At 67.4% G+C, this 20,243-nt stretch carries 19 protein-coding genes; 13 read left to right on the top strand and 6 right to left on the bottom strand.

Going from position 1 to position 20,243, the window contains the following annotated elements; translation table 11 throughout:
- The first annotated feature begins 65 nt into the window (after positions 1–65).
- Complete coding sequence (locus EDL96_RS00725; protein ID WP_123823544.1) at positions 66–914, top strand: HpcH/HpaI aldolase/citrate lyase family protein; 849 nt, start codon at positions 66–68, stop codon at positions 912–914.
- Between the two features lie 24 nt (positions 915–938).
- Here EDL96_RS00725 and EDL96_RS00720 read toward each other — a convergent pair whose 3' ends face one another.
- A complete protein-coding gene (locus EDL96_RS00720) occupies positions 939–1,700 on the bottom strand; it encodes an HAD family hydrolase (RefSeq protein WP_123823543.1) in 762 nt (253 codons plus the stop codon).
- Between the two features lie 82 nt (positions 1,701–1,782).
- On the opposite strand from EDL96_RS00720, the gene malQ reads away from it, so the two are divergent.
- From malQ to EDL96_RS00665, 11 genes are all read left to right on the top strand, one after another.
- On the top strand, positions 1,783–4,077 hold the full coding sequence (gene malQ / locus EDL96_RS00715; protein WP_123823542.1) for a 4-alpha-glucanotransferase: 2,295 nt from the start codon (positions 1,783–1,785) through the stop codon (positions 4,075–4,077).
- A 378-nt stretch (positions 4,078–4,455) separates the two neighbouring features.
- On the top strand, positions 4,456–4,692 hold the full coding sequence (rpmB, locus tag EDL96_RS00710; RefSeq protein ID WP_123823541.1) for a 50S ribosomal protein L28: 237 nt from the start codon (positions 4,456–4,458) through the stop codon (positions 4,690–4,692).
- 1 nt (position 4,693) lies between these two features.
- On the top strand, positions 4,694–4,861 hold the full coding sequence (gene rpmG / locus EDL96_RS00705; protein ID WP_022872124.1) for a 50S ribosomal protein L33: 168 nt from the start codon (positions 4,694–4,696) through the stop codon (positions 4,859–4,861).
- Between the two features lie 3 nt (positions 4,862–4,864).
- Complete coding sequence (gene rpsN / locus EDL96_RS00700; protein WP_123823540.1) at positions 4,865–5,170, top strand: 30S ribosomal protein S14; 306 nt, start codon at positions 4,865–4,867, stop codon at positions 5,168–5,170.
- A 66-nt stretch (positions 5,171–5,236) separates the two neighbouring features.
- On the top strand, positions 5,237–5,521 hold the full coding sequence (locus EDL96_RS00695) for an HU family DNA-binding protein (RefSeq protein WP_123823539.1): 285 nt from the start codon (positions 5,237–5,239) through the stop codon (positions 5,519–5,521).
- A 277-nt stretch (positions 5,522–5,798) separates the two neighbouring features.
- Positions 5,799–6,503, top strand: coding sequence for a hypothetical protein (locus EDL96_RS00690; protein ID WP_123823538.1), 705 nt, complete (start codon positions 5,799–5,801; stop codon positions 6,501–6,503).
- A 331-nt stretch (positions 6,504–6,834) separates the two neighbouring features.
- A complete protein-coding gene (locus EDL96_RS00685; RefSeq protein WP_158609452.1) occupies positions 6,835–7,371 on the top strand; it encodes a copper resistance CopC family protein in 537 nt (178 codons plus the stop codon).
- A gap of 42 nt (positions 7,372–7,413) precedes the next feature.
- Positions 7,414–8,130, top strand: a complete 717-nt coding sequence (locus tag EDL96_RS00680; protein WP_158609450.1) for a copper chaperone PCu(A)C — start codon at positions 7,414–7,416, stop codon at positions 8,128–8,130.
- The gene (locus tag EDL96_RS00675) at positions 8,127–9,467 is read left to right on the top strand and encodes a Dyp-type peroxidase (RefSeq protein WP_233568575.1); all 1,341 of its coding nucleotides are present in this window, start codon (positions 8,127–8,129) and stop codon (positions 9,465–9,467) included. The genes EDL96_RS00680 and EDL96_RS00675 overlap by 4 nt, the downstream gene beginning before the upstream one ends.
- A 48-nt stretch (positions 9,468–9,515) precedes the next feature.
- Entirely contained in the window at positions 9,516–11,720 is a 2,205-nt protein-coding gene (locus tag EDL96_RS00670) for a cytochrome c oxidase assembly protein (protein WP_123823535.1), read from the top strand.
- Between the two features lie 158 nt (positions 11,721–11,878).
- Complete coding sequence (locus EDL96_RS00665) at positions 11,879–13,786, top strand: NHL domain-containing thioredoxin family protein (RefSeq protein ID WP_123823534.1); 1,908 nt, start codon at positions 11,879–11,881, stop codon at positions 13,784–13,786.
- Positions 13,787–13,869: 83 nt separating this feature from the next.
- On the opposite strand, the gene EDL96_RS00660 is transcribed toward EDL96_RS00665, so the two are convergent.
- Entirely contained in the window at positions 13,870–14,850 is a 981-nt protein-coding gene (locus EDL96_RS00660) for a hypothetical protein (RefSeq protein WP_123823533.1), read from the bottom strand.
- A gap of 156 nt (positions 14,851–15,006) precedes the next feature.
- On the opposite strand from EDL96_RS00660, the gene EDL96_RS00655 reads away from it, so the two are divergent.
- Positions 15,007–15,672: a hypothetical protein gene (locus tag EDL96_RS00655; protein ID WP_123823532.1), complete on the top strand. Its 666-nt coding sequence runs from the start codon at positions 15,007–15,009 to the stop codon at positions 15,670–15,672.
- A gap of 113 nt (positions 15,673–15,785) precedes the next feature.
- Here the strand turns inward: EDL96_RS00655 and EDL96_RS00650 are convergent, their stop codons facing one another.
- From EDL96_RS00650 to EDL96_RS00635, 4 genes are read right to left on the bottom strand one after another with little or no spacing between them, the layout of a single operon-like run.
- Complete coding sequence (locus EDL96_RS00650; protein WP_123823531.1) at positions 15,786–17,039, bottom strand: ABC transporter ATP-binding protein; 1,254 nt, start codon at positions 17,037–17,039, stop codon at positions 15,786–15,788.
- 58 nt (positions 17,040–17,097) lie between these two features.
- Positions 17,098–17,934 (bottom strand): carbohydrate ABC transporter permease, encoded by an 837-nt coding sequence (locus EDL96_RS00645; protein ID WP_123823530.1) that lies wholly within the window; start codon positions 17,932–17,934, stop codon positions 17,098–17,100.
- 1 nt (position 17,935) lies between these two features.
- Positions 17,936–18,886 (bottom strand): carbohydrate ABC transporter permease, encoded by a 951-nt coding sequence (locus EDL96_RS00640; RefSeq protein ID WP_123823529.1) that lies wholly within the window; start codon positions 18,884–18,886, stop codon positions 17,936–17,938.
- Positions 18,883–20,181, bottom strand: a complete 1,299-nt coding sequence (locus EDL96_RS00635; protein WP_407656881.1) for an extracellular solute-binding protein — start codon at positions 20,179–20,181, stop codon at positions 18,883–18,885. The genes EDL96_RS00640 and EDL96_RS00635 overlap by 4 nt, the downstream gene beginning before the upstream one ends.
- Between the last annotated feature and the right edge of the window lie 62 nt (positions 20,182–20,243).

The following is a 20,243-nucleotide window of genomic DNA, read 5'->3' as shown; positions in this document are numbered from 1 at the left end:
GCTGACCCCATACCATGGAGGCGCCCGTCAGGGCTGATTGTCGGAACCGAACCCGAAGGACCCACGTGAGCCCCTTCCGCAACCAGCGCGCCGCTGCGCTGCCTGCCCGCCTGTCCCGATCCGTTCTGCTGGTCGGTGCCTCCGATCCTTCGGTTTTCCCCGCGGCGTTGGCTTCCGAAGCGGACTCCGTGATCTTCGACATCGAAGACGGGCTGCCGGAGGCGCAGAAGGCGCAAGGACGAGCGGCTGTCGTGGACGCCCTCAACGGCGGTGCGGGGGCCTGGGTGCGGATCAACGACATCACCTCCGAGCACTGGCGCGAGGACCTGGAAGCCCTGGCCGAGGCCAAGAACCTGCGCGGTCTGATGCTGGCCAAGACCGAGCATCCGGACCACATCACCCGGACGGCCATGATGATGCCCGCCGGTACGCCCGTGATCGCGCTGATCGAGTCCGCGGTGGGGCTCATGAACGCCAACGACATCGCCCGGGCTCCCGGGGTCTTCCGGCTGGCCTTCGGCGTCGGTGACTTCCGCCGTGACACGGGCGCCTCCGGTGATCCCATGGCGCTGGCCCACGCCCGCTCCGTGCTGGTGGTCGCTTCTCGCGTCGGGCTCTTGCCCGGGCCGATCGACGGCCCTTCGGTCGGAGCGCACGGCGAGGACCTCGCCGAGGCCTGCCGAGTCACCCAGTCCATGGGCATGACCGGAAAGCTCACGTTGGATCCGAACCAGGCCGACGGGATCAACACAGGGCTGGCACCTTCCGAGCAGGAGATCGCCTGGGCCCGTGAACTGATCGATAATTTCGAGACCGGGGCGACCGGAACCATGGACGGCAGCTACCTGCCCCGCCTGGCGCGCGCTCGCAAGGTCTCCGACCTGGCCAAGACCTACGGGCTCTGGAACCGCTGATCGCTGACGCCTGTGAGCGCGGGCTCACCACCTCCAGGCGGTGAGCAGCTCATCCAGGCGCGGGTCGGTCACGGAGTCGAGCAGCAACGACGACGGCACCGGCTCGCCGTCCCACGAGATGCCCAGTGTGATCATGCCCGCGTCGAGGGCGGCTGTCGCCCCCGCGGGGGAGTCCTCGACGGCCAGACACTCGGTGGGATCGACCCCGAGCCGCGCAGCTGCTTCCAGGTAGATGTCCGGAGCCGGCTTGCCGACGGCCACGTCGTCGGAGGAGACCCAGGTCTGCACGTGATCCGCGATGCCGCTGGTGGTCATCTTGGTCTGCAGGATGCTCGCTGTGGAGTTCGAGGCCACCGCAACCGGAACATGGTCGGCAATGCGTCGGACCAGCTCCAAGGCGCCGTCGATCACGGGCATGTTGCCCGTCAACAGGCGGGCCTCGACGTCGATGATCTCGGCAAGGGCTTCCTCGATGGTGATGCCGTGCTGCACGTCCCTCTTCGCGGCTGATGTATCTGCTGCGGGGTGTGCTTCACCGCACCGGCGGACCACTTCCTCCGCGACAGCGCGTGCCGACCAGCCCTTCAGGCCGCGTTCCTCCGCCGGCCCGTAGGCAAGGTCGTGGCGCCGGAACACCTCGGCCTGGACTTCACCCCACGCGGTCTCGGTGTCCAGCAGGACGCCGTCGCAGTCGAAGATCACCGCCACGGGCCGGAACTCTGCCGTCAAGGGGCGGGGCCGGGGGGAGCCGGCGGTCACGGGGTCTGCGGCGGTGGGCTCTGACATGCCTCCAGCATGCCGCAATCGAGCGGGTGCTCGTGGCGCAGAACGGTCCGGCCGGGTGCCAAGCGTCGATAGCATGGTGTCCATGCAGTCCTCCGCCTCAGAATCCTCCGTTCCGCCCGCCTCCGGGCCTGGCTCCACCCCGGAACAGGGCGCGGTGGGTCGAGACCTTCTCCAGGCCCTGGCAGAAGCGCACGGGGTGCGCACACGCTACAACGGGTTCGACGGCGGAGAGGTCGGTGTCCCGGACGAGACCCTGCGATCCGTGCTCACCGCACTCGGCGCCGATGTCTCCGGTGAGGCCGCCGCGCGCGAAAGCCTTGAGCGCCGGGAGGAACAGCCGTGGCGCCGGTTCCTACCGCCTGTGGTGATCGCGACCGAGAACGTTGCCACCCGCATTCCGATCCACGTGTCCCCGGGAACACAGGTGACCGTCGAGATCATGGTGGACGGTGCGCCGGTCCAACTCACCCAGACTCCGGGTGAGGTCGAGACCCGAACCATCGACGGCGCCGACGTCGAACGGTTGTTCTTCGAACTTCCCACGGACCTTCCGTCCGAGTGGTACCGGTTGCGCGCGACGGCACCAGCCGAGGCCGCAGGCGACGCAGCGGCGCCGGGTGCCGAGCAGGACGTGACGATCGAGGTCGCCGTGACTCCCGCTCGGCTGACGACGACGGACCGCCTCCAGGGGGCCAGGCGGTGGGGATGGGCGGCCCAGCTCTACTCGGTGGCCTCCAACAGGTCGTGGGGCGTGGGCGACATCAACGACCTGGCCGCATTGGCGGCGATCGGCGGCGAGCAAGGGGCCGACTACATCCTGGTGAACCCCCTGCACGCCTCTGAACCCGTGCCGCCGATCGAGCCTTCGCCGTACCTGCCCACCACCCGACGGTTCTTCAACCCGCTCTACCTGCGGATCGCGGACATCCGGGAGTACGCGTACCTGCGGCCCAGCGACCTGGAAGTGGTCTCCACCCTGGCGGCGATCCAACGGCGCAAGGTGCTGGATCCGGAGAGCATCGACCGTGACGGCATTTTCGCCGCGAAGCTCAAGAGCCTGGAACTGCTCTACACCGTGCGGCGCTCTCCGCAACGTCAGCAGCAGCTCGAACGGTTCGTCCGGGAAGGTGGGCAGCACCTCCAGGACTTCGGGCTCTGGTGTGCGCTGCGTGAGGAACTCGGGGTCGACAACGAACTATGGTCGGGGGAGGCCGCAACCCCGGACTCGCCCTACGCCGCGGAGGCCAGGGAGCGCCTCAAGGACCGCATCAACTTCTACGTGTGGATCCAGTGGCTGTTGGACAACCAGCTGGCGGCGGCCCAGCGCGCGGCCGAATCCGCGGGGATGCAGATCGGCGTCATGCACGATCTGGCCGTCGGCGTCACGAAGGACGGTGCTGACGCCTGGACACTGCAGGAGGTTATGGCCCCCGGCGTTTCCGTGGGCGCCCCGGCAGACATGTACAACCAGCAGGGCCAGAACTGGTCCCAACCCCCGTGGCATCCGCAACGACTCGAAGACGCCGGGTACCGGCCCTGGCGGGAAATGCTGCGCACCATATTCCGTCACGCCGGCGGCATCCGCGTCGACCACGTGATCGGGCTCTTCCGGCTCTGGTGGATTCCGGACGGCAACAAGGCCTCGGACGGTGCCTACGTGTACTACGACCACGAGGCGATGGTCGGGATCCTGGCTCTGGAGGCGCAACGGGCGGGCGTCGTCGTGGTCGGCGAGGACCTTGGGACGGTGGAACCATCGGCGCGGGAATTCCTCGCGGCCCGGGGCGTCCTGGGGACCTCCGTCCTGTGGTTCGAGCAGGAGGGCGACGGGCCCAGGGATCCCCGGAACTACCGGCAGGAGGCGTTCGCCTCCGTGGGCACGCATGACCTGCCGCCCACCGCGGGCTTCCTGGAAAGCGTGCAGGTGGATCTGCGGGACGGTCTGGGCCTGCTGGAGCGGCCGGTCGGGGTCGAACGGGAAGAGGCCCAGCAACGCGTGGACCGCTGGCTCGCCGCAGCCCGGGCCGAAGGATTGGTTCCGCAGGACGCCACGGTCAGGCAGCAGATCGAGGGGTTGTACCGATATCTCGGACGCGCTCCCTCACTGCTGCACTGCGTCCAGCTCGTGGACGCGGTGGGGGAGAAGCGGGTCCAGAACCAGCCCGGGACCTCGGACGAGTACCCCAACTGGCAGATCCCGCTGGCCGACGAGAACGGCGAGGTCGTGCTCGTGGAAGGCATCGAGCAGTCCGAGCGCGTGCGCTCACTGTCCCGGGTGATGAACGAGGTGCTGGGCTCCGAGGAACGCAGACACCGGGGGGTCGCGGCTCCGGAGCAGCCGAGCACCACCGACACCGCAGCGCCCCCCGCGAGGTGATTCCGGCCACCGCTGGTTGGCCGAGGTGATCGCGTCGTCTAGACTTGCCACTTGTCCCTCACCATGGTCGGTTGCGCCGCGAATCTGCCGGTGCGACCGCTGTTGCGAGGGCACAAAAAGTTGCGGACACACCGGCACAAGCCTATGATTTTGGGCTGTCGTGTGGTGGAGTCCGCACCCGACACCAAGATCTTCACCGTCGTCGTGGCGAACCCGAACCGGTAGCCACCGTGCGGAGGTCTGTTGGACAGACCCCGGGTTCATGAACGGTGGTTGCAACCAAGGGTGACGGGACGCTTCGGCCGCTGCACCGGTGATTCATTCATCAGCAAGCACCGTTAGCGTGCCGTCATTCGTCGACATTTGGAGGAGAGCACTATGGCAGCGCACTGCCAGGTGACCGGGGCCAAGCCGGGCTTCGGGCACAGCATTTCGCACTCGCACCGACGCACCAAGCGTCGGTTCGACCCCAACATCCAGAAGAAGCGTTACTGGGTTCCGTCCCTGCGCCGCACCATCACGCTGAACGTCAGCGCCAAGGGCATCAAGGTCATCGACGCCCGCGGCATCGACGCCGTGGTCGCAGAAATGACTGCCCGAGGGGAGAAGTTCTGACATGGCCAAGGACAAGGACGTACGTCCCATCATCAAGCTGAAGTCCACCGCGGGTACCGGCTTCACCTACGTGACCCGTAAGAACCGCCGGAACAACCCCGACCGCATCGTGCTCAAGAAGTACGACCCGGTCGTCCGCAAGCACGTCGATTTCCGTGAGGAGCGCTGAGGAATGGCCAAGAAGTCCAAGATCGCCAAGAACGAGCAGCGCAAGGTCCTCGTGGCCCGCTACGCCGCAAAGCGCGCGGAGCTCAAGAAGACCCTGGTCGACGAGAACGCCAGCCCCGAGGACCGCGAGGCCGCACGCCTGGGCCTGCAGAAGCTTCCCCGTGACGCTTCCCCGGCTCGCGTTCGCAACCGCGACCAGATCGACGGCCGTCCGCGTGGCACCTTCCAGAAGTTCGGCATCTCCCGCGTGCGCTTCCGTGAAATGGCACACCGGGGCGAATTGCCGGGAATCACCAAGTCCAGCTGGTAATTTCCACCTGTAGTGGGTCCCCACCAGGGGCTCCAACACAGACCCGACGTCCAGGAGGACATCAAGATGGCTAAGAACCGCAGCGAGATCGTGGCCGAGGTTGCCGAGAAGGCAGGCACCACTCAGGCTCAGGTCAACGGCGTGTTGGATGCGCTGTTCCAGACCCTGGAGACCTCCGTCTCCAACGGCGAGAAGGTCACCATCCCGGGCTGGCTCTCCGTCGAGCGCACGGAGCGCAAGGCCCGCACCGGCCGTAACCCGCAGACCGGCGAGACCATCAACATCCCCGCCGGTCACAGCGTCAAGCTGTCCGCAGGCTCCAAGCTGAAGGCTGCTGCTTCCGGCAAGTGATGTCCCGGCCGGTTCCCCGGCCACCGAGACGAGCGGTGGAATCCACACTGGGTTCCACCGCTCGTCTTTTTGTCTGCCACACTTTCCCCGCCACCCCGGTCCGGTCCTCCGGTCCAGCGGTTCGCCCGTCCGGTCGTGCTGTCAGGGCGGTTTGACGACGGCGGCATAATGGGACGAGGTACTTACGGAGTGTGCCCAAAACACGTACCCGGGTGACGACCCGGGCGCACCACCGTTGCGAGTCCGCGTGGACCGAGCCCCAAGGACAGGAGTGAGCATGACCGATCGTGCTTTGCGCCTGCTCCGCGGGTGGATCGCCGCGTTCACCGCAACCACGGCGGCGGTCCTCGCGCACACCGTGGCCGGTGGACAGTGGCCCTCGGCCATGCTCATGCTCCTGTGCATCTGCGTCTCCGCCCCGCTGTGCATGCTGCTGGCGGGGGTTCGGATTCCGCTGATCGGACTGTCGTTGGCCGTGGGCGTCTCGCAGGCGTTGTTCCACGGTCTGCTCGCGCTGTCCGGCGGGTACGTCACCGCCGTGGACCGAACCGGTCACGCGGGACATCTCCACTCTGATGCTTCGGTCGGGCCCGACCTGGTCCTGGTTCCGGCAGCGACCGACGGAGCCGCCCCGATGATGTCCCATGCGGGGCACACGGGCGCAACGCTTTCGGACTCAGCCTTGTCCTCCGCCTCCGGTCTGCACGGGCTTGCAGCGGGTGGCACCGGAATGCTGGCCATGCACCTGGCCGCCGCCGTGCTCACGGTGCTGGTCCTGCGCCACGGGGAGAAGGGTGTCCTTGCCGTTCTCGCTGCCCTGTTGGTCCGTGCGGCTCAGCTGGTCCTGGCTGCTGTCATACCCCCGGCCACGGCGCGCCCCTGGAAGCCAGGGTTCATCGCACCGGTGCCCGCGAGGGTCCTCAGCCTGGTCCGTTCCGGGCTCAGGTACCGCGGCCCGCCGATGACCGTTGCCCTCGCCTGACGGCATCGTCTGCCACATCCGTTGAACCCGTACCCAGTAGTCGAGGGAAACGGGTGGTGCGGCGCGTCGTCGTCATGATCGAGGGACGAGGCGCCACGACCCACGGAAGACACACTTGCCCGCGCCATGCCCCGAATCCGGTGGCGCGGACAGGGAGGAAAGCAGAACCATGCCCAACCCAAGCATCGCCCAGCCCACAACCGCGACCGATCGGCGGCCCGACTCCCGAGGGAGACGCGCGTTGAGATCGAGCGGGGGCCGAGTGGGTGCGGGTGTGGCCGTTGCTGCGCTCGTTGCTCTTCCGTCACCCGTCTGGGCGCACGACTCACTGTTGTCATCGACCCCGGGCGACGACGCCCGGGTCTCGGAGGCCCCCGATGAGGTCGAGATGACGTTCTCGGCCGATCTGCTCGACGTCGGCCATCAAGTGCGCGTCACAGATTCCTCGGGAGCCGACGTGACCGACGGCGAACCGACGGTGGAGGGATCCACCGTCACCCAAGAACTCACTGCCTCGGACGCCCAGGACGAGACCTACACCGTGGTGTGGCGCGTGGTCTCCTCCGACGGGCACCCCATCGAAGGCACCTTCACCTATGACCTCGGTGAGGGAAGCGCCTCGGGCGGGCCCTCCGCAACCGATACGGCCGCAGCCGCAGACAGCTCCGGCTCTCCGCAGGCCACGACCGGTGGCGAGGCCACGGAGACCTCCTCAGCGGGAGCACCGGCGGCTGCGGAGGAGACCGGCCAAGAATCGGGTGGCGCACCCCTGTGGCTCTATGCCGGAGGTGGGGCAGTGTTGGCCCTGGTGGTGTTGGGGGCTGTGGTTGCCGTTCGTCGGATCGGGGGACATCCATCAGATCACTGAGCCCCCTGGCGGGGCTCGGACCAGAACGAAATGAGAACCATCATGAACCGCAAGACAATCATCGAACTCGCGGGTGACCGCCCGGCGACGCGGTCCCTGCTGGCCCTGGCGGCCGTGGGAGCGTTCGCGCTGACCGGCTGCGGCAGCGGGCAGAGCAATGGCGGCCCCGACGTGCCGTCGCCGGCGGCCTCCACGGGCTCGGCCCAGTCCGGTGAGTCCACCGACGGGGCGGCCTCCGGGTCTGCGTCCACGGGGGAGCAGGTGCTCACCGTCGACCAGCAGTGGATGAAGGCCAAGGACTCCGGCATGACCGGCGTCTTCGGGACCCTCACCAACGACGGTGACGAGGCCGTGACCCTCAGCGGTGCGACCGCGGAAGGAATCGCCGGGGAGGTAGAACTGCACGAAACGGTCATGGACGAGTCCTCGGGCTCGACCGTGATGCAGAAGATGGCCGAACCGTTGGTCATCGAACCCGGTGAGAGCGTGACACCGGAGCCCGGCGGGGATCACATCATGTTGATGGACCTCGAATGCGCGCCCATGGCGGGACAGACCCTTCCCCTCGAGCTCACGTTCGAGGACGGCCGGACCCAGAAGGTCGACGTGGAGGTCCGGGACTACCAGGGTGCACAAGAGGAGTACTCCCACGAAGGTGGCCACGCCGGTGCCTCCCAGAGCCCCACGGCTGACGACAGCATGGAGGGGATGGAAGGCATGGACCACGGGGAACTGCCCATGTGCGAGGAGTCCGCGTGACCAAGGATCCTGAGCCGGTGGCCACGGAGGACTCCGTGGCCACCGGCCCGGCCGGTCGGCGAGGTGTCGGCCGCCGGGGTTTTCTGATCGCCGGTGGTACGGCGGGAGCCGGGGCCGCCGCCGGAATCGGGCTGGGGGCCGCCCAGCGCGCGGGGCTCTTGGGGCAGGACACCGGTTCCGCGGACGCCGGCAGCGCGGGTGAAAACACAGCCGAGACTCCCGTGGGTGCCCGCGCGGAACCCTATTACGGGCTGCGCCAAGCGGGCATCGACACCCTCCCGCAGTCCTTCGCGACGTTCATCGCGATCGATCTCTCGGAGGACACGCAACGCGAGACGGTACGCCGCATGATGCGTGTCCTGACGGCGGACGCCGCGAAACTCACCGTGGGGGAGGCTCCGGTCCACGACCAGGAACCTGAACTTGCCCTCAACCCCTCCCGGTTGAGCGTGACCTTCGGGTTCGGGGCGCGGGTCTTCGAGATCGTCGCACCCGACCGGGCGCCGTCGTGGGCAGGTCCCCTGCCGGCTTTCGGCATCGACCAGCTCGAGGACCGTTGGAACGACGGCGACCTGCTGATCCAACTGGCCTGCGAGGACACCGTGACCCTGGCCCACGCGCAGCGGTTGCTGCTCAAGGACGTGCGGGGCTTCGGGTCCGTGCGGTGGGTCCAGAACGGATTCCGCTCCGTCCCCGGGGCGGAGGCGGCCGACCCGCCGAGCATGCGCAACCTGTTCGGGCAGGTGGACGGGACGGTCGACACCCAGCCCGGCACGGACGAGCACGAACGGATCGTGTGGGGCCGGGGGGATGGAGCCTTCGAACCGTGGATCACGGACGGGACGTCCCTGGTGCTGCGGCGGATCCACATGAACCTGGACACGTGGGACGAAGCGGATCGTCCGGCCCGGGAAGACGCCGTCGGCCGGAAACTGGACACGGGCGCGCCCCTGACCGGTACGAAGGAACGCGACGAACCGGACTTCGAGGCCGTGGGCACCCTAGGTTTCAAGGTGATTCCGGAGTACTCGCACATGCGTCGGGCACGCCACCCGGACGACCGGGTGCGGATCCACCGGCGTCCGTACAACTACGACCTTCCCGTGTCCGATGCCTCGGGTCTGGCCAAGGCGGGATCCAGCTCGGGCGGCGTGAGTGATTCGGGGCTGTTGTTCGCCTCCTACCAGGCCGATGTGAACGAGCAGTTCGTCCCGATCCAGCGTCGGCTGGACGACCTGGACATGCTCAACGTGTGGACCGTGCCCGTGGGTTCCGCGGTTTTCGCCATCCCACCCGGATGCGCCGAAGGCGGCTTCATCGGCGACGTTCTGTTCTGAGGCCCGCTGGCAGGGGCCTGAGGACTTCAAGAGAGGAAAAGACGACGTATGAGTACACGGACGGCTGAGACCCGGAGTGCAACCGACGGTTCGGGTCGGCAGGTGCTGCCCTCGGGCCTCTCGCCATGGTGGTTGGCAGCGCCCGTGGTCGTCATGCTGCTGGCACTGGTGGCGGCCCTGAGCTTCTCGGGGGCGGCGGCCGCGAAGGAGGTTGCAGATCCCGGCGCCCTGGTGCGGTGGGGGCTGCCGATCTCCGAAGCCGTCCGTGACCTTGCGCTGGTCGCCACGATCGGGTCCCTGCTGCTGGCCGTGGGGGTGGTCCCGAACAAGATCCAGGAACGGTCGACGCGGGTCCGGCACAAGGACCGCGTCCGCAAAGCCAAGCAGGATGGCGAGTCCACCGGGACGCCCCAGGAGCATCCGCTGTTCACTCGGCTGCTGCAACTGGCCGGTGCCACCTCCGTGGTCTGGACCGTGGCGGCCGCCGTGGTCGTCGTGTTCACGTACGCGGAGGTCTCCGGCGTCCGGCTGAGTGCCAGCGCGGCCTACACCCAGCAGCTCATCAGCTTCGTCACGGACATCCCGACCGGCCAGGCCCTGGGCGTCGGGGTGATCGTGGCAGCGGTGGTCACCACGTTCGTATTCGGGCTGCGTTCCCTGCTCGGGTTGCTGTTGACCATGGCGTTGGCCGACATCGCCTTGGTGACCATGGCGCTCAACGGCCACTCGGCGGGCGGTGACGACCACATGGGAGCGGTCAACTCCCTGGGCCTGCACCTTCTGGGCGTGTGTGCCTGGGCCGGTGGCCTGATCGCGCTGGCCTGGTTATCGCCCCTGCTGGCCGGTGATCGGTCCAGGGCGAGGCTGCCCATCGGCGCCCGCACCCGTCGTGCATCCGACGCCCAGCATGCCGCGCAGGGGCGTGAGGTACCACTGGTGGCCGTTGTCCTGAGCCGGTTCTCCAACGTGGCCCTGTGGTGCTTCGTGTTGGTGCTGGCTTCCGGGGTGATCAACGCTGCGGTGCGCATCGGCACCGTGGCGCAACTGACCAGCGCGTACGGAACCCTGGTGATCGTCAAGCTGGTGCTGACCTTGGCGCTCGGCGTGGCCGGGTACGTCCACCGCCGGGCCGTGATTCCCGCGCTGGTCGCCGACAAGGTCAGCGGTCGACGCGCGGTGTGGCAGATCATCATCGGAGAGCTGGCCATCATGGGTGGGCTGATCGGGGTGGCCGTGGCGCTGGGCAACTCGGCTCCGCCGGTCCCCGAGGACCTGGAACCTGACGCGAGCCCCGCCCGCATCCTGACCTTCTACGAACTCCCACCCGAGCCCACCTTGGCCAATGCCGTGGCGCAGTGGCGTCCCGACTGGTTGTGGGTGGCCATCATCGTGGTCTTCGCGGTGAGCTACGCCTGGGCGATCTGGAAAGTCCGGCGTACCGGGGGCACGTGGTCACCGCTGCGTGCGATCTCCTGGTTCGTGGGACTGGCCCTGCTCTTCCTGGCGACCTCCGGCCCCGTGGCCGTGTACGCGCGCGTCCTGTTCAGCTGGCACATGGTCGAGCACATGTCCCTGACCATGGTCATCCCCGTGTTCATGGTGCTCGGCTCACCCGTGACCCTCCTGTTGAAGGCACTGGAACCGCGCCGGGACGGCACGCGCGGACCCCGCGAATGGATCCTGCGCCTGGTGCATTCGACCTGGGGCAAGATCGTGACCAACCCGATCTTCGCGGCCGTGAACTTTGCGGGGTCCATCGTGCTGTTCTACTTCACGCCGCTGCTGGGCTTCACCCTGCGCACGCACGTGGGCCACGAATTCATGATGGCGCACTTCCTGTTCACCGGGTACATGTTCGCCCTGGTGCTGGTCGGTCAGGATCCGATCCCGCACCGGCCCGCGCACTTCATGCGACTGGTCATGTTGATCGCGACCATGGCCTACCACGCGTTCGTGGGCGTGGCGATCATGGGCATGGACGTCCTGCTGGAGGCCTCCTGGTTCGGCAACATGGGCCGCGACTGGGGCCTCTCCGCCATCGAGGACCAGCAACGCGGTGGCGCCCTGATGTGGGGCATCGGCGAATTGCCGACGGCGCTGCTCGCCGTCGTCGTCGGGATCCAGTGGGCCATCGCGGGCAACCGGGAGAACCGGCGGGTGGACCGGGAGGCCGACCGCACCGACGACGCGGAGCTCAAGGCCTACAACGAGATGATGGAACGCCTGGCCGAGGATGACGCCCAGCGACGCTGAGAACCAGCGCGTCTGATCCACCGTCCCGGGTGGTGGAATAGTTCTCCCCGGGAGCGTGGTTGCACCCGTCGTCGGCCCGATCGCTGGACCGAACAACCCCACGGACCACAACGCACCCCACCCACACCGACCGATCCCGCCGTACCGAAAGGACCACCATGACCGCCATCTCGCGCGTGCGAGCCTCCGAGCTGACCGGCCGCGCCTGGCTGAACACCGGCGGGGAGGAACTGGACTGGCAGAAGCTGCGCGGCAAGATCGTGATCCTGGACTTCTGGTCCTTCTGCTGCATCAACTGCTTGCACGTGCTGGACGAGCTGCGCCCCCTTGAGGAGCGCTACGGCGACGTGCTGGTCACCGTGGGCGTCCATTCACCCAAGTTCGAGCACGAAGCGGACCCGCAGGCGCTGGCCGCGGCCGTGGACCGGTACGAGATCCACCACCCCGTGCTCGACGACCCCGAACTGGGCACCTGGGACGCTTTCACCGCGCGGGCCTGGCCAACGCTGGTGGTCGTCGACCCGGAGGGCTACATCGTGGCGCACCTTTCGGGGGAGGGGCACGTCCAGGGTCTGGTGTCGCTGGTCGAGGAACTTGTGGCGGAGCATGAGGCCAAGGGGACGCTGCACCGTGGTGACGGGCCCTACGTGCCGAGGCCGCAGCCCGAAGGGGACCTGCGGTTCCCGGAAAAGGCCGTGATCCTCCTGGACGGGAGCGTTCTGGTGGCCGACACCGGGCACCACCGGCTGGTGCAGCTCGAACCTGACCTGAGCACCGTGCGGGCCGTCTTCGGAACGGGCGTCAAGGGTCACCGCGACGGCGCGGTGGAGACCGCCCAGTTCAACGAACCCCGTGGCCTTGCGTTGTTGCCCGAGGCCGTGGCGACGCAGGTGGGTTACGACCTGGTGGTCGCGGACACGGTCAACCACCGCCTGCGCGGCCTGGCCCTGTCCACGGGGGAGGTCACCACTCTGGCGGGCAACGGCGTGCAGCGCCTGTTGGACTCCGAGCGGGCCCGCGGCATCGACCCGGACTTCATCGCTGACGACGCCGACCCCCTGGACGTCGCCCTGTCCTCCCCGTGGGACGTGGCCTGGTCGGAGGCCGCGGACCGGCTGGTCGTGGCCATGGCCGGAACCCACCAGCTCTTCGACTTCGACCCCAGGAGCGGTCGCCTGCGCGTGGTGGCGGGCACTGGGGACGAGGGTCTGCTGGACGGACCCGCGCGCGAAGCGTGGTTCGCCCAGACCTCCGGGCTCTCCCAGGCCCCGGACGGGACCGTGTGGTTGGCCGACTCCGAGTCCTCGGCGCTGCGTTGCCTTCGGCACACCGATGGCGAGCTCCGAGCGGAGACGGCCGTGGGCCTCGGCCTCTACGACTTCGGGTTCCGCGACGGCAGTCCCGAACACGCACGGTTGCAGCACCCCCTGGGCGTCGCGGCTCTGCCGGACGGTTCCGTGGCCGTGGCTGACACCTACAACGGTGGGATTCGACGCTGGCAGCCGGCCACGGAGGACGCGGCGGGACAGCTCTCCACGCTGACCCGAGGGCTGGACGAGCCTTCGGACCTCCTGCTGGACCAGACCGCCGAGACCCCCGTCCTGATCGTGGTCGAGACCAACCAGCACCGGTTGGTGCGCGTTCCCGTCCCGGCGCAGGCACTCGAGGCCGTGGACGAGGGAGCCTCGGTGTCGCAACGGCAGCGCACCCCGATCGCAGGGGGACGGGTCACGGTGGACGTGCGGTTCGCGGCCCCGGCCGGACAGAAACTCGACGACCGGTGGGGCGACCCCACCCAGCTCAAGATTTCCACCTCACCGGCCGACGCGTTGACCGCCGGGGCCGGTACGGCCCAAGGACTTCAGCGGGAGCTGGTCCTGGCCGATGGCGTGACGGAAGGCATCCTGCACATCACGGCCCGCGCCGCAGCCTGCGACGGGAAACCCGGGGGCGAGATTCCGGATCACGCCGCCTGCCACCTCTACCAACAGGACTGGGGGATCCCTTTCAGCGTCGTCGACGGCGCAGCGGACTCCCTGACCCTGGAGTTGCGCGGCCTGAACTGAGCCACCCTTCCGCAACCGGGCACGCCCGGCCGCAACGAGGAAGCGGGCGGAGGCGGGCGGGGGCGTGAGCTGTCGCAGAGGGATCAGCGGGTGACGGTGACCTGGTCGTCGGTGAATTCGACGTCGGCCTCGTAGGTGAACGGCACCTTCTCCGTGACCTTCTTGGTGGAGCCGTCGAAGAGGTTCACGGACGTGAAGCTGACCTGGGCGACGCCCTCGGCCGAGGACAGGGACCATTCGGACTTGACCTTGGTCGACACCGAGATCTCGGGTTCCGGCTGCTCAACGATCTTCCACGTCGGTGTGCCCTGCACGCGTCCGGAGAACTCATAGGAGAACGGGCAGTCCGTCGGGTAGAGCGTCTTCTGGTCGGTGCACTCCTTGAGGTCCTCGCCGATCGAGGACTGGACCTCGTCCTCGAGAGTTTGAGACGGGCGGGCGGTCAAGGTCACGGATTCGTCCTGGTCGGGGGCGGTGAGGGCCACGGACTTCGGCTCCGTGTCGATGTACTTGGACGCGTAGGACGCGGTGTAGTTGCCCGGGGGCAGCGCGGCGAAGGACTGCCTGGAATCCGGCAGGGCCGCGGAGGTTCCGTTGATGTCGGCCGAACTCACCCCTGACATGGAAACTTCCAGGGTGGGCAACGGTGTCTCGTCGAAGTCCCAGACGGTGAAGAACCCCCACTGGGTCTCGGCGGGGTGCAAGTGGTACTCGGTCGAGTGGCGTTCGCCTTCGAGTGTGTAGTCGGCACGGACCACGGCGCTCTCGGAGTCCTGGGAGACCGTGCTGACCTCCACGTCTTCCAGGGATTCGGTGGCCGTGCGCAGGGCGTCGCCGTCCAGCAGCGTGGCGTCCGTGCCCTCGGGGACCTGGGCGTTCAGGGCACCCAGCGCCCGAGCCCCGTCACCCTCCTCCAGGTGGTGGAAGTAAGCGCGCACGTCGGTTTCCGGGCCGTACATGTACTTGTTGACCAGGGCAATGGTCACCCACGCGGCGGCGACGGCAAGCAGCACCAGAAAGACCCAGAGGGCCACCGCAGGGCCCAGACGATCGTTGCGCTTCATCCGCACCACGCTAACCCAAGAACCGGGCATCCAGGATTCGGTGACGCCGCTGTTGCTAGGGTCGGACCTGCCCGGGAACGTCCCGGGGCACTTGAGATCAGACCACGCTCACCGATGGTGCACGTTGCGCCTCGAATGAGCTCCGAGGAGCCGCAGGTGGCCGACAACATCCGCCACGTCCCCGAACGATTCGGTCCGGTTCAGCAGGTGTGGCACCCGCGGATCACGTCCATGGGCAGGCGCTTGGTCGCCTGTCTTCCGGCGGCCGCCCTGGGGCTGATCTGCCTGGGCGTCCTGTGGTTCCGGCGACCGGCTCCGGTGGTCTCGATCATCATCGTGGTGGTCATCCTGGTCTGCCTGGCCCTGTGCTGGGTGTGGCTGCGGCCCAACACCGTGGTCGCCACGGCCTCCCACCTGCTGGGGTCCCGTGCCGTGGGTTTCCACACGGTGCGCCGGGACCGAATTGCCCGCGCCGTCCTGGTCGAAGCGCTCGAAGTGGGGTCCCGTGGCCCGACCGATCCGGGCGGGAAGTCCCGCAGGAGGGGCCTCACCCGTCCCTATCTCTGGCTGGTCGACGACGCCGGACGCCGCCTCTTCCGCCTGGACGGCACCGTGTGGGACCTCAAGTCGCTGACCGCGATCGTCGAGTACGCGGGTGTCCCGGTCGACAGGTTCCCGCGGGCCACGGCCGGTGAAGTGGCCCACGCCTGGCCCAAGGTGGTCGGGCTGTTCATGCGCCATCCGTGGATCAAGTCCGTGCTCTCCGGCGCCCTGCTGATTGCCACCGTGGCCGCCGTGTACTGGATGGCCTGGCAGCCCTGATCCGCGATCGCCCGAGCCCACAGATGGCCCACAGCCGTAGGTGACCCAACGACGACGGCGCCCCTCCCGGATGATCCGGAAGGGGCGCCGTCGTATCGGGCAGGTCAGGCGACTCAGACGTCCTGGGTCTTCAGGCGCTCGATCTCTGCCTTCCGCTCTTCGTTGGCCTCGCGGGTCAGTTCCGCACCGGCCTCCTCGTCACGGGTCAGGTTGATGCCGGACTCGGGATCGAAGACATGCATCTTGCGGGTGTTGACCCACAGGGTGGCCTGGCTGCCACCGCGGATGCGGGAGGACGCGTCGAGTTCCACGACCACCTGGGCGGGCATCTCGTCCGCGTCCAGGTCCTTGGCCAACTCGTCCAGCTTGGCCTTGACGTCCTGGTCCTGCTCGTAGCGGACGTAGCCGTACTGCTGGTTGCCCAGCCACTCGGTGTGGGTCAGCTCGGCGTCGAAGGTGGCACCGCGGGAGGCCCACGGGCTGTCCTGCACATCCTTGGCGTCCGCGAAGTGCTCGGGACGGACACCCAGGATCAGCAGGTCACCGGACTTGTCCAGCTTGCCCTGAGCGTGCTCGGGGACGGGGATGTCACCGATGGGCGTGTGGAACACGTCGCCATCACGGCGCGCCGGCAGGAAGTTCATGGACGGGGCTCCGATGAAGCCCGCCACGAACAGGTTGGCCGGCTGCTCGTAGAGCTCACGCGGGGAGGCGATCTGCTGCAGGCGACCCTTCTTGAGCACCGCAACGCGGTCGCCCAGGGTCATGGCCTCGGTCTGGTCGTGGGTCACGTAGATCGAGGTGATGCCCAAGCGGCGCTGCAGTTGCGCGATCTCGGTACGCATCTGTCCACGCAGCTTGGCGTCCAGGTTGGACAGCGGCTCGTCGAACAGGAACGCGTCCGCGTCACGCACGATCGCACGGCCCATGGCCACACGCTGACGCTGACCACCGGAGAGGTTGCCCGGCTTGCGCTCCAGGTGATCGTTGAGGTCCAGAAGGTCGGAGGCCACGCGGACCTTCTGATCGATCTCCTGGTCGGAGAACTTGCCCTTGGCCAGGCGCAGCGGGAACGCGATGTTCTCGTACACCGTCAGGAACGGGTAGAGCGCGTAGTTCTGGAACACCATCGACAGGTTGCGCTGACGCGGTTCCTTCTCGTTGACGCGCTGTCCGTCGATCAGGAGGTCACCCGAGGTGATGTCCTCGAGGCCCACGACCATGCGCAGCAGGGTGGACTTGCCACAGCCGGAGGGGCCGACCAGGATCAGGAACTCGCCGTCGGCGACGTCGATCGAGACGTCGTTGACGGCGGGGAATCCGTCGTCGTACTTCTTGACGATGTTGTTCATCGTGATGGATGCCATTTTGTGTTGCCTCTCAAAGACTCAAAGTGAGGTGTCGGAAGGGGTGAGCGGGGGGGCCTCAGCCCTTGACCGCACCCTGGGTCAGGCCGGCGACGATCTGACGCTGGAAGGCCAGCACCAGGATGACCACCGGGATGGTCACCACGATCGCGGCGGCGGAGATGGCACCGGCGGGGTCCTCGAACTGCGAGGCGCCGGTGAAGAAGGCCAGGGCCGCCGGGACCGGGCGCGCAGCACCCGTGGAGGTCAGGCCGATGCCGAACACGAAGTCGTTCCACGCGATGAAGAACGCGATGATCGCGGTGGTGAACACGCCCGGTGCCGCCAGCGGCACGATGACCTTCCGGAAGGCCTGGAACGAGGTTGCACCGTCCACCTGGGCGGCGCGCTCCAGATCCCACGGAATCTGCTGGAAGAACGCCGCGAGGGTCCAGATGGAGATCGGCAGGGTCAACGACAGGTACGGCAGGATCAGGCCCAGCCAGGTGTCGTACAGGCCGATCTGACGCCACACGTTGAACAGCGGGGTCACGATCGAGACCACGGGGAACATCGAGACCGCCAGGGCGGTGATCAGGATGATCCGCTTGCCCGGGAAGTCCAGGCGCGCAATCGCGTAGGCACACAGGGTGGCCAGGACGACGGCGACCGCGGTGGCGATCAACGTGATGCCGATCGAGTTGCGCAACGCCGGGAGGAACAGGTCACGGGCACCGCCCGTGAAGATCATCTCGTAGTTCTCCAGGGTGAAGGTCTTGGGGACCAGAGTCCCGCCTCCGGCGAACTCGCTCGCGGGCTTGAACGAGTTCATCAGGATCGAGAGAACCGGGAAGAGGCTCCAGATCAGGACGACGACAAGGGCGATCGCCCAACCGATTTTCTGCTTGGTAGACATGTCAGCCCTTTCCTCCCGCGAGGTCGACCTTGAACACCTTCATCGCCACGAAGGCGATCAGCAGCACGCAGATGAACAGGATCACGGACACGGCAGAACCGAGGCCGATCTCCAGGCGCGTGATGGAGGTGCGGTAGGCCAGCAGCGAGAGCGTCTCGGTGCCGTACTGACCGTTGGTCATGATGAAGATGTTGTCGAAGATTCGGAAGGCGTCCAAGGCGCGGAAGACGACCGCGACCATGATGGCGGCCTTCATGGAGGGCAGCGTGACCTTGTACATGCGCTGCCACCAACCGGCACCGTCCACCTTGGCGGCCTCGTTCAACTCACCCGGGACCTGGGCCAGACCGGCCAGCAGCAGCAGGGAGATGAACGGGGTGGTCTTCCAGATCTCGGAAGCCATGATGACGATCAACGAGGACCATCCCTGGCCGAACCAGTTGAAGTCGGGGCCGATGATCGGCAGCCAGCCGAACCAGTTGTTCACGTAGCCCGTGTTGATGTCGAAGGCGTAGAACCACGCGAAGGCCGAGACCACGGTGATGATGCCGTAGGGCACCAGGATCGCGGTGCGGACGACGCCGCGGAAGGACTTGATCACGTTGTTCATGACCAGCGCCAGGGCGAAGCCCAGGACCAGCTCCACGGCCACGGTGACGACGGTGATCAGGACCGTCACCCCCAGGTCACGCAGGAACACCGGGTCTGTCAGTACGGTCCAGTAGTTCTGCAGGAACACGAAACTGCGATCATCCGGTGCGGTCAGACGGTAGGAGAACAGCGAATCCCACAGCGCCTGGACGATCGGGTACATGGTCACCAGCAGCATGACCAGGAAGGCCGGTCCGGCCAGCATCCATCCCAGGCGCCGTTCGGCACGGGTGCGATCGGAGAGGGGTGCCTTGCCCTGGGCGTCACGACGCGTGGAGGGGCTTTGAGTTGTGGTGCTCACAGCAGGGACTCTCCGTTCAGCACGGACATGATGAACTCTTCGGACTCGGCCGGGGTGTTCTCATTGACCTCGTTGATGGGCGTCCAGGTCTCCTGGATGCCCGAGGAGACCTCGTTGTAGTACGGGGTCTGGGGGCGTGGGGCAGCCATGTCCAGGGAATCCCTGATGGTCTGGTACATGGGGAACGCTTCCCGAACGGCGGGATCGTCATAGGCGGCCGACGACGCGGCGGGGTTGCCGTTGGAGACCATGTACTGCGCCTGGTTCTCGGGCGTGGTGATGCACTCGATGGCGTCCCAAGCCTCTTCCTGGTGCTGGGAATCTGCGCCCACACCCAGGTTGATGCCGCCCAGGGGCGGTGCGGACTCCGTGCCCTTGTCCACCTCGGGCCAGGTGGTCCACCCGATGTCGTCCAGGACGGACTGATCGACGGAGCCCTCCTCCACCGCTGCAGCGGTGGCCGAGTAGATGAACGGCCAGTTGACCATGAACGAACCCTTGTCGCCCTGGAACTGGGCCATGGCCGCGTTCTCGTCCTGGGAGGAGATGCCCGGGCCACCGAGCCCGCGCTCACCGATGCCCCCGACGATCTCGGCCGCCTTCTTGCCTTCCTCGGAGTCGAGGTTGATCGACAGGCCGTCGACGCTGGCGGCGTCGCCTTCGACGATCGAGCCCCCGGCCGATTCGATCAGGCCGTTGACCCACACGGTCATGGACTCGCCCTGGATGCCCTGCACGCCCAGGTACTTGTCCTGGGACTCGGCGGCGTCCATGATCTCGTCCCACGTCACCGGCTTGGACATGTCCAGACCGGCGGCTTCCGCCACGGACTTCCGGTAGAAGAGCAGCTGCGTGTTGGCCCAGAACGGAACGGTCACGTACTCACCGTTCCACTGTGCACCGGCTGCTGCGCCCTCAAGGGTGTCGCTCGTGGTCCGGTCGATCAGATCCGACGGTGGCGTGGCCAGGAATCCCGGCTCCGCCAGTTCGGGAATGAAGGGCGGGTCCAGGCTCATGATGTCCATGGTGGTGTCGCCGGCGGCCAGACGGCGGGCAAGCTGTTCACGCTGGCTCGCGGCATCGCGCGGCAGAAGTGAAGTGCTGATGTTGTAGGCGCCGTTCGACGCGTCAGAGCATTGCTTGGCAAGCTCTGCCTGTCCGCCGGCGTCCGGGTTGATGTACCAGGTCAGTTGGACCGGTCCGCCGTCGTCGGATGCGCATCCTGCCATGACGAATGCACCGACCGCGGCCACCGCAACCGCACGCAGGGCACGCCTGTGGGGTTTTGCTGTCACGAGTTCCTCCGTTGTTTTCAAGCGCAGAGGAATTCGCCGCGACGGCGGCCGCACCCTCTGAC

The organism is Kocuria soli, from assembly GCF_003797835.1.
GTDB lineage: Bacteria > Actinomycetota > Actinomycetes > Actinomycetales > Micrococcaceae > Kocuria > Kocuria soli.
This window is presented reverse-complemented; position numbering and strand designations above follow the sequence as displayed.